12 protein-coding genes are annotated in these 12,846 nt (G+C 63.5%); 5 read left to right on the plus strand and 7 right to left on the minus strand.

Annotation, left to right across the window (positions count from 1 at the left end; translation table 11 throughout):
• The first annotated feature begins 81 nt into the window (after positions 1-81).
• The 3 genes from AC0L3E_RS12715 (at position 82) to AC0L3E_RS12725 (ending at position 2,234) form a co-directional block, all read left to right on the plus strand.
• A complete protein-coding gene (locus AC0L3E_RS12715) occupies positions 82-429 on the plus strand; it encodes an antibiotic biosynthesis monooxygenase family protein (protein WP_292457620.1) in 348 nt (115 codons plus the stop codon).
• 284 nt (positions 430-713) lie between these two features.
• Positions 714-1,412, plus strand: a complete 699-nt coding sequence (locus tag AC0L3E_RS12720; protein WP_127268237.1) for a phosphatidylserine decarboxylase — start codon at positions 714-716, stop codon at positions 1,410-1,412.
• A gap of 3 nt (positions 1,413-1,415) precedes the next feature.
• Positions 1,416-2,234: a CDP-alcohol phosphatidyltransferase family protein gene (locus tag AC0L3E_RS12725; protein ID WP_127268236.1), complete on the plus strand. Its 819-nt coding sequence runs from the start codon at positions 1,416-1,418 to the stop codon at positions 2,232-2,234.
• Between the two features lie 27 nt (positions 2,235-2,261).
• Here AC0L3E_RS12725 and AC0L3E_RS12730 read toward each other — a convergent pair whose 3' ends face one another.
• Positions 2,262-4,484: an AMP-binding protein gene (locus tag AC0L3E_RS12730; protein WP_473604888.1), complete on the minus strand. Its 2,223-nt coding sequence runs from the start codon at positions 4,482-4,484 to the stop codon at positions 2,262-2,264.
• A gap of 124 nt (positions 4,485-4,608) precedes the next feature.
• Entirely contained in the window at positions 4,609-5,016 is a 408-nt protein-coding gene (locus AC0L3E_RS12735) for a tautomerase family protein (RefSeq protein ID WP_127323288.1), read from the minus strand.
• Between the two features lie 113 nt (positions 5,017-5,129).
• Between AC0L3E_RS12735 and AC0L3E_RS12740 the strand changes: the two genes are divergently transcribed.
• Entirely contained in the window at positions 5,130-5,984 is an 855-nt protein-coding gene (locus AC0L3E_RS12740) for a LysR substrate-binding domain-containing protein (RefSeq protein ID WP_473604889.1), read from the plus strand.
• A 133-nt stretch (positions 5,985-6,117) separates the two neighbouring features.
• On the opposite strand, the gene AC0L3E_RS12745 is transcribed toward AC0L3E_RS12740, so the two are convergent.
• From AC0L3E_RS12745 to AC0L3E_RS12755, 3 genes are all read right to left on the minus strand, one after another.
• Positions 6,118-7,044 carry a DMT family transporter gene (locus AC0L3E_RS12745; protein WP_127272333.1) on the minus strand — a complete coding sequence of 309 codons (927 nt, stop codon included), beginning with the start codon at positions 7,042-7,044 and terminating at the stop codon, positions 6,118-6,120.
• A gap of 60 nt (positions 7,045-7,104) precedes the next feature.
• Entirely contained in the window at positions 7,105-7,992 is an 888-nt protein-coding gene (locus AC0L3E_RS12750; protein ID WP_127321134.1) for a DMT family transporter, read from the minus strand.
• Positions 7,993-8,167: 175 nt separating this feature from the next.
• Positions 8,168-9,685, minus strand: coding sequence for a S10 family peptidase (locus tag AC0L3E_RS12755; RefSeq protein WP_128309058.1), 1,518 nt, complete (start codon positions 9,683-9,685; stop codon positions 8,168-8,170).
• Positions 9,686-9,790: 105 nt separating this feature from the next.
• Between AC0L3E_RS12755 and AC0L3E_RS12760 the strand changes: the two genes are divergently transcribed.
• A complete protein-coding gene (locus tag AC0L3E_RS12760) occupies positions 9,791-10,540 on the plus strand; it encodes a helix-turn-helix transcriptional regulator (protein WP_128309059.1) in 750 nt (249 codons plus the stop codon).
• A gap of 21 nt (positions 10,541-10,561) precedes the next feature.
• On the opposite strand, the gene AC0L3E_RS12765 is transcribed toward AC0L3E_RS12760, so the two are convergent.
• On the minus strand, positions 10,562-11,656 hold the full coding sequence (locus tag AC0L3E_RS12765) for a polyamine ABC transporter substrate-binding protein (RefSeq protein ID WP_473604890.1): 1,095 nt from the start codon (positions 11,654-11,656) through the stop codon (positions 10,562-10,564).
• Positions 11,657-11,701: 45 nt separating this feature from the next.
• Positions 11,702-12,808 carry an agmatine deiminase gene (gene aguA, locus AC0L3E_RS12770; RefSeq protein ID WP_128309060.1) on the minus strand — a complete coding sequence of 369 codons (1,107 nt, stop codon included), beginning with the start codon at positions 12,806-12,808 and terminating at the stop codon, positions 11,702-11,704.
• Between the last annotated feature and the right edge of the window lie 38 nt (positions 12,809-12,846).

Consider the following 12,846-nt stretch of genomic DNA (forward strand, 5'->3'; position numbering starts at 1 on the left):
GCTTGACCTCAACATAAGTTGAGATTGTAGGCCGTTCCTGGAGCCCAAAAAACACCATGATTCAGGAACGGAGCAATCGAAATGAGCAAGACAAATCAGAGCGTTGACGGTGGCAGCGTGTTCAGGGTGGACAAATTCGTTGTGCCTGCTGCCGCCCGCGAGGAGATACTCGCCAAGGTCAGGACAACGCATGAGTTGCTGCGCCTGCAACAGGGCTTCGTCCAGGACTTCCTGCTCGAGCAATTCTCCGGGCCGGGCGAATTCAACCTCGTCACCATCGTCGAATGGGAAAGCCAGGCAGCCATCGACAACGTCGTGCCGATCGTCAAGGCCGCGCACGAGCGCATCGCTTTCAACCCGCACGAGATGATCGCCCGGCTCGGCGTGCGCGCCGACATCGCCAACTATCAGCGGGTTCCGGGGCTTTAGAAAAGCCGTTACGGCCAACCGATGCCAGGTGCCGGCGCTTCGACTTTGAGCACCTGGCCGGTACGGGCTTCAGAACGTCTTGGGATTTGGGATCATGGACGGGCAACCTTTTCCCGCGCCTTGAACCGTCGGTATCCCGAATTCTGCCGACAACGATACTGACCGGGCAAGCGGATCGCGACCCCTGCCGGCGCACCCAATACGGCCTTCCCTATTGTTGCGTTGCGGCGAGGGGGGCTTTCGGCTATTGAGGCCCCACCTGAAACGGAGCCCGTTTACACCCGATGAGCCTTGTCGATACGGTCAAGAACGCGTTCGTACCGATCCATCGCGAAGGCTATCCCTTCATCGCGGCCTTTGGCGCGGCGACGCTTTTCCTCGGCTATTTCTCCTCGATCCTGTTCTGGATCGGTCTGATCCTGACGGCCTGGTGCGTTTATTTCTTCCGCGATCCCGAGCGCGTCACGCCGGTCGATGACCGCTTGGTGGTCAGCCCCGCCGACGGCATCATCTCGGCGGTAGGACCCGCCGTGCCGCCGCGCGAACTCGGCCTCGGCAATGCCGAGATGACCCGCATTTCGGTGTTCATGAACGTCTTCTCCTGCCACGTGAACCGCGCCCCGGTGCGCGGCCGTATTGCGAAAATCGAGCACCGGCCGGGCAAATTCCTCAATGCCGAACTCGACAAGGCCAGCACCGAGAACGAGCGCAACGGCCTGGTCATCGAGAGCCCCAACGGCACGGTCGCGGCCGTCCAGATCGCCGGCCTGGTGGCGCGCCGCATCGTCTGCTGGGCCGAGGCCGGCGGCTCAATCGGCACTGGCGAGCGTTTTGGCCTGATCCGCTTCGGCTCGCGTGTCGATGTGTTCCTGCCCCTGACCGCCACGCCGCGCGTTGCCGTCGGCCAGACGGCGGTTGGCGGCGAAACCGTGCTGGCTGAATTCGGCGGTGTTGCCGGCACGCCTCTTGTTCGGGTTTCCTGACCGGTGGGCACGCAATACAAAAAGTTCGAGGCCCATGCCAGCGGCGGTCCGCGCATCCGCGAAATCCCGATGCGCATGGTGCTGCCCAATCTGGTCACCGTGCTCGCCATCTGCGCCGGCCTGTCCGGCATCCGCTTCGGCTTCGAAGGCCGCTTCGAGCCGGCGGTGGTGATGGTGCTGCTTGCCGCCTTCCTCGACGGCATCGACGGCCGCCTGGCGCGGATGTTGAAGGCGACCTCCAAATTCGGCGCTCAGATGGATTCGCTGGCCGACATCGTCAATTTCGGCGTTGCCCCGGCTCTGGTGCTCTATGCCTTCCTGCTCGACCGCGCCGGCTCGCCGGGCTGGATCGCGGCACTGCTGTTCGCCATCGCCTGCGGGTTGCGCCTCGCCCGTTTCAACGTGCTCGACGACGAGAAGGGCGATCGCCCCATATGGCAGTCCGAATATTTCGTCGGCGTGCCGGCGCCGGCGGGCGCCGTGCTGGTGATGCTGCCGCTCTATCTCTATTTCCTGCGCACAGGGCTGGAGCCCAGTCGCCCCGCCGCCTTCGTCGCCACCGGCTTCACCATCCTGGTCGCCTTCCTGCTGGTCAGCCGGCTGCCGGTCTATTCCGGCAAGAGCCTAAGGATCCCGGGCGACAGGGTGTTGCCGATCATCCTCGGTGTCGTACTCTACGTGCTCCTGCTGATGACCTATCCCTGGTACACGCTGACCGCCTCGGTCGCCGGCTACCTGATCTTCCTGCCATTCAGCGTGCGCGCCTATTCGAAGCGCGCCAAGCGCGAGGGCGAGAAAGTGCCGCCCTCCGATATAGGTTAGAAAATTCGCAGAAGTGCTTGATCTGACTCAGGCCGCGACGCCGAGCCCCAGCCTGTCGATTGCCAATTTCCTCGTCGACACATAGTCGGTCTTGCCGGAACCCAGCACCGGGATTTCCTCCACCTTGACGATGTCGTTCGGCACCATCAGTTCGGCTGCGCCCGCCTGTTTGCCGAATTTGCGCAGCTCGTCGGGATTGGCATCGTCGGCGGTAGTGACCAGCACGATGCGCTCGCCGCGTCTCTTGTCGGGCACCGCCACAGCCGCGTGGCGCTCCTCCGGCCACAGCGACTGCACCAGCATCTCGACCGCCCCCAGCGACACCATCTCGCCGGCGATCTTGGCGAAGCGCTTGGCGCGGCCGCGAATGGTGATGAAGCCCTCGCGGTCGACGGCGACGATGTCGCCGGTATCGTGCCAGCCGGTCAGCGGCTGCAACTCACCGGGGCGGTCCGACGTCATGTAGCCCATCATCAGGTTCGGTCCGTCGAGCCACAATTGGCCGGCGTCGGAGATGCCCTCGACCGGCTCCAGCTTCATGCGCATGGCCGGCAGCAGCCGGCCGACCGTACCATCGCGGCCATGGATTGCCGTGTTGACGGCAACCACCGGTGCCGCCTCGGTCAGCCCGAAACCTTCGATGATCTCGGCCTGGAAGCGCTCGCGATAGACGCGGCGGGTTTCCGGCTTCACCGCCTCGGCGCCGGCGACGACGAAGCGCAGGCTGGAAAAATCGCCGTCCTTGGCGGTGCGCGCATAGTTGGCGAGGAACGTGTCGGTGCCGAACATAATGGTCGGCTTCACCTTGCGCGCCACCTCGGGGATGATCTTGTAGTGCAGCGGCGAGGGGTAGAGGAACAGCTTTACCCCGGTGACCAGCGGCAGGATGGTGCCGCCCGTCAGGCCGAAGGAGTGGAACACCGGCAGCACGTTGAGCAGGATGTCGGCCGGCGAGATGGTGATCCGCGCCTCGGCCTGCATGGCGTTGGCGTACAGGTTCTTGTGCGACAGCACGACCGCCTTCGGCGTGCCTTCCGAGCCCGAGGTAAACAGAATCACGGCCGGCTTGGCCGCATCCTGCCGCTGCAGCGGCCAGCGCCACAGCAGAGCGGCGGCAAGCTTGTCCAGCGCGGTAACGCTCTCCCGCACATCCTCCAGCCACAGCAGCCTGGCACCACCCTTTTCGACCGCCGCGACGATATCGGCCAGATCGGCCTTCTCGACGAAGGCGCGGGAGGAAATCACGGTCCTTATCACCGCCGTGCGCACGGCAGCGGTGACGCTCGCCGGTCCGGCCGTATAGTTGATCATCGCCGCCACCCGGCCGGACGACAGAAGCCCAGTGAGCGACAGCACGACCCCATTGGCATTGGGCAGCATCACGCCGACCGCCTCGCCCGGAGCCGTCACCGCCTCAAAGCGCCTGCCCAGGACGCGGGCGCCGATGAACAGCTTGCGGTAGGTCAGCGCCCCGGAGATCACGTCCTCGATGATGGTATGCGAAGCGCCGACGCGGTCGGCGGCATCGCGCATGGCCAGGAACAGGCCACGATCGAGGTTGGTGCCGAAGAGCCGCGCCTCGGCGACACGGTCGAACAGCGCGTTGGTGTTCGAGGCCTGATCGGGGTTCCGCGCCACCAGTTCGGCGATGGTCATCGGCTCCAGCACGCTAATCGACAGCTGCGGAAACCAGTGTCGTGGCGCCCTGTCCGCGGGTGTCAGCGACACCGGCAGGCCGCGCGCGCCGCCGACGAAGATCGGCACGATCTTGGCATCGGCCTGCATGGCGATGCGGGTGACGGCACGAAACAACCGAAACGTCTTGACGTCAGGCTCGACCGCATCCGGCAGATAGACGGCGAGCCGGCCCTTGCCCCTCAGCACCCGCACCAGCCGGCGGCTGACGAAGAGATGTTCGGCGTTGAAAGCGATGGTACGGCCAAGCTCGCGCCAAGGTTCAAGCCACGGCGAGCGCGCCGAGGCCTCGTCGAGTATGTGCAGTGTGTCTTCCGGCAGCAGCGACAGCATCAGCGCCGGTTCGAAGCGCGATTGATGCGAGATGACGTAGATGACTGGAGTCTGCGCCTTGCGGGCGATCCTGATACGGCTGTCGGCGATCCGGTAGGCGAGCTTGAACGGCACATAGAGCAGCGCCTGGGTAAAGCGCAGGCCGAGGCGGAATTTTTCCACCACTCCGATCAGCAGCCAGGCCAGAACAAGACCCGCAAGCAGCGCCAGTGTCAGGACCATGCCGCGTCTCTCCCAACATTCTTAGCATCTCGGCTCTTTTGCGGCCGCTTCGGCCAGAACCTAGACGATGTGGGAGCAAGGTCAATGCGGAGCTTTTGCTTCCCTTGGTGCGGGAAGCTGCTTGTCATGCCGCCTGCAGCCGTCCACTGATGAAACGAAATTCCTGCGTCTTGCCGCCATAGCCGTAAGCGGCTGCCGGCACTTCATGTACGAAGGCGTAGCTCTCCTCGTGCACGCCGCCCAGCAGACGGCCGAAGGCCGCGAAGATCGCCTTCAGATAGGCCTCCAGCTCAAGCTTGGTGTTGGTGCCGTCGACCACCTTGATATCAAGCCAGAACGTGCTGGTGCCGTGCTCGGCCAGCGACTTGCCGCCGGCGAACCAGTGCTGCGGATCGACATAGGACACGGCAACTGCCGTGATCGTCGGGTCCTTGCGCAGCTGCGTCGCGGTGATTTCAGTGATCTCCTTTGCGATGCTGGCTGAAAGAGCCGCGTCGGGCTTGCCGGTGACGCTGATGTTGATGATGGGCATTTTTCTTCTCCTTGGCTTGAGCGGCGTCCGATTGCCGTTGAAACAGCCATGCCACCATCTTTAGATCAAAAAAATCAAATTGTTTTTAATTGAAGATTCGATAACATCGAAGTGTGAAAACGCTCGATCCCGATCTGCTCCGAACCTTCCTCGCTTTCGTCGACAGCGGCTCGCTGGCCCAGGCGGCTGCAAGCATCGGCCGTTCGCCCTCGGCGGTGACCGCCCAGATGCAGCGGCTGGAGGAAATCCTCGGCGAGCCGCTGCTGGCGCCGCAAGGGCGAGGGCGCGGCTTGACCCCTGCAGGCGAAGACCTCGTCGGCCATGCCAGGCGAATCCTTGCCACCCATCGCGAGGCCTGGCTGGCGCTCAAGGGGGCGCGCGCTGCCGGACGCGTCGCCATCGGCACGACACAGGATTTCGCCGACAGCGGCTTGCCGGACCTGCTGCGTGCCTTCGCCGGCAGCCATCCACGCGTCAGGATCGAACTGCGGGTCGGCCGTTCCGCCGAACTGGCGCAGGCGCTGCAGTCTGGCGGCCTCGATCTGGCGATCGTCATGCGCCAGGCAGCGGCGTTGGACGAGGTCGGCGTGCTGCGCGAGCCGATGATATGGCTGTGTTCGCAAAAAGGGCTGGCTTCGCGGCAGGAGGAATTGCCGCTGGCGCTGCTCGATCCGTATTGCGGTTTTCGCGAGGCAGCACTTGCCGCACTCGATGCTGCCGGCCGCCGCTACCGCATCGCTGCCGGCAGCGCCAGTCTGGCCGGCCTGCGCACGGCGGTGAACGCCGGTGTCGCGCTGACGCTGCGAACGGCTCGCTTTGCCCATTCCGGCATTGTCGAGGCGCCGCGCGAGCTTGGCCTGCCGCAGGTTCCAATGGCTGAGTTCGCCATCCGGTTGCGCGCTGGCTCCGATGGTCCGGCGGGCGATCTGGCGGCCCTTCTCAGCGGCAACCTTGCCTTGTCGGGCTGAATGCCCAAAGAAAAAGCCGACCTTACGGTCGGCTTGGAGTAGGACGGGCCGAGGGGTTTGGGGGGACTTGGGGATGGCCCGTCGCACCCATAATGCCTGACCCGGATGATGGTTCCGTGACTGTGTCACTTTTTTAAGAAATATTTGACGCCACGCGTTGCGGGCCGGCCATGCGTTGCGAGCGGGCCCTCAGCCAATCCCGCCCCGCATGGGCGAACACCGCGCACAACACGATGACGCCGCCGATCATGCTGGCGGCTGGTGCAATCTCGCCCAGGAACAGGAAGGCAAACAGGATCGCGAACGGCACTTCGGCCGAGCCGAGCAGTCCGGATTCGGCCGGCGGGATGAGCCGCGCGCCCTCCGTCCACAGGATCGAGGACAACGCAAAGGACGCGCCGAACGTGGCGAGCAGAACGGCATCCCTTTGCGAAACCGCCAGCGGATCGGTGACGAACCAGCCGAGCAGGAACAGCAGGAACGCCGAAACCGCGCCGGCCCACACAACCGGCGTGTCGCGGAACGCGCGCACCATGATCATGTAGAGGCCGCTGCCGATGGTCATCAGCAGTGCCAGTCCGTCGCCGAACAGATTGCCGGTGCCGAAGCCGGACCAGACCATGATCGCCACGCCGCACAGCGACACGGCGGCGGCGACCATTGTCTGCAACCGGAAGGGTTCGCGCGTCAGAACCCAAGCCAGCAGCGCGGTGACGAAAGGTGCTGTGGCATAGATGACCGCGACATTGGCGACGAAGGTGAACTTGAACGCCGAGATGAAGGCGATGCTGGCCAGAGCTCCCTCTACCGCCAGCAGCCAGCCGCGCCAGCCAAGCCGCAGCGTTTCGCGGTTACCGGAACGGTGACGCCGCCACAGCACATAGAAGCTGATCAGGATGGCGCCGACAAAGCCGCGCCAGCAGATGATGGTCAACGGGTCGGCATGGATCGACTTTGTCAGAACACCGGTCAGGCCGAAAACGGCAGCTGAGGACGATACCAGGATGATGCCGAGTGTGCGCTCTGCGGCGGTGTCGGTGGCGGCTGCAATGTCAGTCATGCAACCAGCCTACGCCGCTTGGTCCTGACATCGTAGTGTCAGCAATCATGGCCATGCACATCATAGCCGTTTGCGGAAATGCTCGGTGCCGACGATCAACAGGCCGGCGGCGACGATCAGCGCAGCGCCCAGGAACACCTCGCGACGCGGCACGTCGCCCCAGATGGCAAAGCCGAGTGCGAATGCCCACAACAGCGAAGTGTATTCCAGCGGCGCGAGGACTGAAGCCGGCGTGCGCTTCATGCCTTCGAACAGAAGATATTGTGCCAGGCCGCCGAGTGCGCCGACGCTGGCAAGGAGCAGTAACTGAGCCCCGTCCGGTGTCCGCCACAACAACAATGCCGGCACCGCCGAAAACAGCAGGAAATAGAAATTGTTGAGCAGGAGCTGGATCATCGAGCGCTCGGCAAGGGCGGTCTTGCGCAAGAGCACGATGGCGATGCCCCACAAGAAGGCCGCCGCCAGCACCAGCAGCACCGGCACGGACAGGCCGAGATGGGTCGGATCGCAAGCGACGAACACGCCGGCAAAGCCGATCAGCACCGCCAGCCAGCGCAGCATCGGCACCTTTTCGCCGAGCAGGAACACTGAAAGCACTGTGACGATGATCGGGGCCGCATAATAGACGGTGGTCAGCTCGGCGAGCTGCAGGCTGCGCGCGGCGTTGTAGTAACACAGCCACGCAGCAAGCGTGAAGGCACTGCGCACCAGCATCGGCCGCACGATCGGCGAGCGCATCGTGTCGGCAAACAACTGTCGTCCGCCGATCGCCGCGCACGCGCCCAGAATGGCAATGCTGCGGAAGAACATGATCTGCCAGACGCTCATGCCGACGACCAACAGCTTGATCGAGGCATCCTGTGTCGAAAACAGCAAATAGGCCGCACCGGTCAGCAGGATGCCTGCAAGCACCCGCTCGCGTGTTTCGAGAATGGCGATATCGGCCATAAGGCGCGTGGGACCAAATTGCCGGAGCGGCAGAATGCTGTGAGGAGCGACACGAGGAGCTGTGAATTCAGTTCCCTCGGCACCAAGCTATAAGGGCGAAAATCGCTGCGGCGCTACGCCAGCCCGCTGGTTATGTTGGGGCAGGGGGCCATGCCGAGCTGCACTGTCGCCAAGCCTACTGCGTCGCCTGGTAGAGCTCCGAAGCGGCTTCTTTCAGCGCGCGTCGGCCGTCGGACCTGAAATACATCATGTGCCCGCCCTCGACGACATCGAGACGGATAGGCTTGGCATCGGCGAGCGATGGGATTTGGTTCACCAGGTAGCGCGAGGCGAGGTAAGGCGTGACCAGGTCGGTGTAGCCGTTGACGATCACGACACCAAGCGAAGGGTTCAGTGAGCGTGCGCGCTGCAGATCGTCCATCACTCCGGCATAGCCTTGCCGCGAGGCGCTGGTCCCGTAATCCCATTTGTGGCTGATTTCGCCATTGAGCAGCCGATAGCTGACATCGGTGCGGAAATTCAATTCGTCACGGATGTAGCCGACGAAAGCCGACGTCAGCGCCGGCACGCTGCGGTCGAGCACCGGATCCGGGCCGGCGATGCGGGCGCTCTCAGGCGCGATATCGGCTGTGCCGATCGTGGCGTCATAGGGGCTGAGCACCTTGCCGCTGGCACGGGCGAACTCCCTTGCGAACAGGCTGGTGGGGATGCGAGCGGAGTTCCGTTGCACCAAATCGAGTGGCAGGCCGGTCATCTCAGCGACGCGCTGGCTCGCCAGCCGCCTGCCTTGCTCCAGTCCGCTGGTGATTGCCGTAAGGTAATCGCCCATCGCATAATGTTCGACTTCGGCCAGCTTCTCCCGCAATGCATCGCCGCTGACGCCTTCGGTGCGTAGCCGCACCGCCGCCAGTGACGGCAGTTCGAGCGCCCAATGCAGCGGCTCGAATTCGTCGGGCTGCACCAGCGTGAACTCCAGCGCTGGCGAGATCAGCACGATGCCGTTCGGACTGATGCCGATATCTTCCTGCAATGTCCTGGCGAGCAGCGCCGCGCGGAACCCGCCATAGCTTTCGCCGGCGAGGAACAGCGGCGACCCGGTGCGACCGTTCTGCGCGAGATAGAGCCGGATGAAGGCGCCAATCGAGCTGGCATCCTGGTTGACGCCCCAGAAATCGCGCGTGTCCTGCCCCGGTGCCTCGCGGCTGTAGCCGGTCCCCACCGGATCGACGAAGACGAGATCCGTCATGTCGAGCCAGCTGTCCGGATTGTCGATCAGTCTTTGCGGTGAGGGCAGGAGTTCGCCATCGGCTCCCGTCGCGATTATCCGTGGACCGAGTGCGCCGAGATGCAGATAGGCGGACGCTGCTCCAGGGCCGCCATTGAACACGAAGGTGATCGGCCGCTGCGGGTCTTTGGCCACGCTCGCCAGCGGCTCCAGCGTGTAGGCGACGTAGAAGATCTCCGCCGTGACGTCGCCGTTGCCCGACAGCAGCGACAGGGTCGCTGCCTTTGCCTGGTAATCCAGCTTGCGCCCGGCCAGTGTGATCGAATGGTTGGTGGTCTGCGGCGGCGGCAGCAGGGACAGCACACCGCCCGCAGGTGCCGGCCGCTCCGCCGTTTCAGCCAGGACGGGCTGCGCCAGGACGGCAAGCATCGGCAGGATGAGGAAGATCAGTTTCAGCTTGACCAGCATGATGGCTCCGCGAGAACGACTCCCGCATAGGTATGGCCGAGAGGATCGAAGTCAAAGGAAATGGCTGTCTTGAACCTGCAACGGCTTGCGCTAATGTGAGCCGGAATGCAGTCGAACATCTCTCTCGATCGGTTTGGACACTGGAGCGGTGGTGTCGCCGCCGCGGCCATGGCTGCAACGCCCGAAGAATTGTCCGCTCGCTTCACAGCGGCGGCGAGCGGACTGCTTGGCTCCGACCGCGCCTATGTCGGCTTCTACCGTCGAGACATCACATCCCTGACCATCGACGATGCCGGCCCCGATCGCTGGAACCGCGACTACGATGCACGACTGTATCGCCAGGATCCCTTCTTCCAGAGGTTCGCCAGCACAAGACAGGATTTCCTGTTGCCGCTGTCGGCACTCCGCAATGGCGACTTCCAGCGTACCCCCTACTATCGCGAATTCTTCGGCCCTTCCGACAGTTTCGACGAGATCACCGGCGTGTTCAATCTCGACGGGCTGACCGCTGGCTATGTCACCTTCCTGCGGCGAAACGGGGCACCGGCCTTTGGCGATCAGGATCTGGAGATGGCTTACGCGGCAAGCAGCGCGACGAGGCTCATTCTGCAAAGATTGCTTCATCTGTGCCACTCCCGGGACAAGGGCGCCGCAATCGGTGACGGACGCTCGCGGCTGAGCAGGCGCGAGGCCGAGGTTGCGCGGCATCTGGTCGAGGGTGGCAACGCCAAGACGATTTCGCGAAGCCTCGCCGTCTCGCCCGGCACCGTCCGCAACCACATCAAGCAGATCTACCGCAAGCTCAGCGTGCACTCCCAGGTCGAGCTGCTGGCGGCCTTCCGCGAAGCCGCTTGAGCCTGACGGCTTACGCCGGCGCTATTGCCCCGTCACGATGCGCGTCCACATGCGGTTTTGTGATCGCAGCAGCTTTGGGTCGTTGTTGTCGACCACGAACAGCTTGGCCTTCACGGCATCAGGCGGAAAGACGCCGGGATCGCTGGCTATCGCCTTGTCCATCAGCGGCAGGGATTCCGGTATCGCATTGGCATAGGAGACATAGCTGGAATTGGCCGCGGCGATATCGGGCCGCAGATTGAAGTTGATCCAGGCCTGGGCGTTGTCGGGATGCGGCGCATCTTTCGGCACCACCATCGTATCGAAGTTGATGAGCGTGCCTTCTCTGGGGATGGAATAGGCGATCTCCAGCTTCTTCACGGATTCCGCCGCACGGGTCCTTGCCTGAAGTATGTCGCCCGACCAGCCCAACACCACGCAGATGTCGCCGTTGGCGAGGTCGTTGATGTATTTCGACGAATGGAAATAGCGGATGTAGGGCCGCACCTTGCCCATCAGGTTCTCGACCTTGGCGAGGTCGTCGGGACTGGTCGATTTGGGGTCGATGTGAAGATAGTTCATCGCCATCGGGATGACTTCAGCCGGCGCATCGATCATGGCCACGCCGCAATCGGAGAGCTTCTTGACCACGTCCACGTCGAAGACCATGGCGAAGGAATCCGTCGGCGCGTCCGGCAGCCTCTGTTTCACGGCGGCGACGTTGTAGCCAATGCCGTCGGTGACGGCCATATAGGGCACGGCATGCAGGTTCTGCGGGTCGGCGCCTGCGATCAGCGCCAGGGCCTGCGGATCGATCTTCGAATGGTTGGCAAGCTTCGATTTGTCGAGTTCCAGGAACGCCCCCGCCTTCACCTGGTTCTTCAGGAACGGATAGGCTGACGGGTAGACCACGTCATATCCCGAGCCGCCGGTGAGCAGCTTGGTTTCAAGTACCTCGTTGCCGTCATAGACATCGTAGCGAACCTTGATGCCCGTTTCCTTCTCGAATTTCTCGGCGGTGTCCGGCGCGATGTAGTCGGACCAGTTGTAGACGTTGACGATCTTTTCCTCGTCAGCCGAAGCCGCATTTGCGCAGACGCCGCAGGCAAGCAGGGTTGAGAAGATCAGAGCGCGCATAAATGTCCTCCGTTTTCGCTATCTGTTTTCGGCATGCGTCGTCCCTCAGCGTCGCTGCGGGGCATAGACCGGCAAGGTGATGCAGGCGACATTGCCGCCGCCCAGCAGGATCTCGCGTGAGTTTTCGATGCCGACTATCTTGTGGTCGGGAAACAGCTCGGCCAGCGTCTGCTTGGCCTTCACATCGAGATCGCAGCCGAACTGCGGTACCACCACGACGCTGTTGCCCGGATAGTAGTTGATGTAGCTCGCCGCGATCCGGTTTCCGGCCGGTCGCGCCCAGGTCGAATCCAGCCGGTCCACGCTCTCGCTTTCTTCCGGCGTCATCTCGATCGGCAGGGGATGCGGCAGCCGGTGGATCTCCAGTGCGCGGCCACGCGCATCACGGGCCGAACGCAGCACCTCTTCGGCTTCTCGCACAATCTCGTATTGCGGGTCCTCCCGATTGTCGGTCCAGCTCAGCACGACCACGCCGGGACGCACGAAGCAGCAGACGTCATCGACATGGCCGTCGGTTTCGTCGAAGGCAAGGCCACGCGGCAGCCAGATGACGGTGTCGACGCCGAGATAGTCACCAAGCTGCGGTTCCACCTCGGCCTTGCCGAGATGAGCGTTGCGATTTCGGTTGAGCAGGCATTGCTCCGTCGTGATGAGGGTGCCCTGGCCGTCGCATTGCAACCCGCCGCCCTCGGCGATCAGCGGTGCGCGGTAGCGATCCATGTTCTCGATTTCGAGCACTTTTTGCGCTGCCAGATCATCGAGGTCCCATGGCGCGTAGAGGCCGCCGTCAAAACCGCCATAGGCGTTGAAGATCCAATCGACGCCACGCACGCCGCCTTGATCGTTGACGACGAAATTGGGACCGCTGTCGCGCAACCAGGAATCGTTGGTGGACATCTCCACGACACGCACATGGCCGGGCAATCGCGCTCGGGCATTCTGCCACTGGCGAGCGGAGGCCGCCACCGTCACTGGCTCGCTTTGCGCGATCGCCGCGGCGACATCCACGAACAGCTTTTGCGCGGGCTTGGCGCCGAGGCGCCAGGTGTCCGGCCGCTCCGGCCAGATCAGCCAGCAGCCTGACTTTGGTTCGAATTCGCCGGGCGCGCGAAACCCATCCTGTTTCGGCCTTGTCGAGAGGGTACGGGGCATCTTGGGACCGCCGGGAAATGGAGTGATGACTTGCCCGG

It is taken from the genome of Mesorhizobium sp. WSM4822 (assembly GCF_055811155.1).

Excerpts from the sequence above, each read along its gene's own strand:
- AC0L3E_RS12715 (WP_292457620.1), top strand. The coding sequence starts at position 82 with ATGAGCAAGACAAATCAGAGCGTTGACGGTGGCAGCGTGTTCAGGGTG.
- AC0L3E_RS12720 (WP_127268237.1), top strand. The coding sequence starts at position 714 with ATGAGCCTTGTCGATACGGTCAAGAACGCGTTCGTACCGATCCATCGC.
- AC0L3E_RS12730 (WP_473604888.1), bottom strand. The coding sequence starts at position 4,484 with ATGGTCCTGACACTGGCGCTGCTTGCGGGTCTTGTTCTGGCCTGGCTG.
- AC0L3E_RS12735 (WP_127323288.1), bottom strand. The coding sequence starts at position 5,016 with ATGCCCATCATCAACATCAGCGTCACCGGCAAGCCCGACGCGGCTCTT.
- AC0L3E_RS12745 (WP_127272333.1), bottom strand. The coding sequence starts at position 7,044 with ATGACTGACATTGCAGCCGCCACCGACACCGCCGCAGAGCGCACACTC.
- AC0L3E_RS12750 (WP_127321134.1), bottom strand. The coding sequence starts at position 7,992 with ATGGCCGATATCGCCATTCTCGAAACACGCGAGCGGGTGCTTGCAGGC.
- AC0L3E_RS12755 (WP_128309058.1), bottom strand. The coding sequence starts at position 9,685 with ATGCTGGTCAAGCTGAAACTGATCTTCCTCATCCTGCCGATGCTTGCC.
- AC0L3E_RS12760 (WP_128309059.1), top strand. The coding sequence starts at position 9,791 with ATGCAGTCGAACATCTCTCTCGATCGGTTTGGACACTGGAGCGGTGGT.
- AC0L3E_RS12765 (WP_473604890.1), bottom strand. The coding sequence starts at position 11,656 with ATGCGCGCTCTGATCTTCTCAACCCTGCTTGCCTGCGGCGTCTGCGCA.
- aguA (WP_128309060.1), bottom strand. The coding sequence starts at position 12,808 with ATGCCCCGTACCCTCTCGACAAGGCCGAAACAGGATGGGTTTCGCGCG.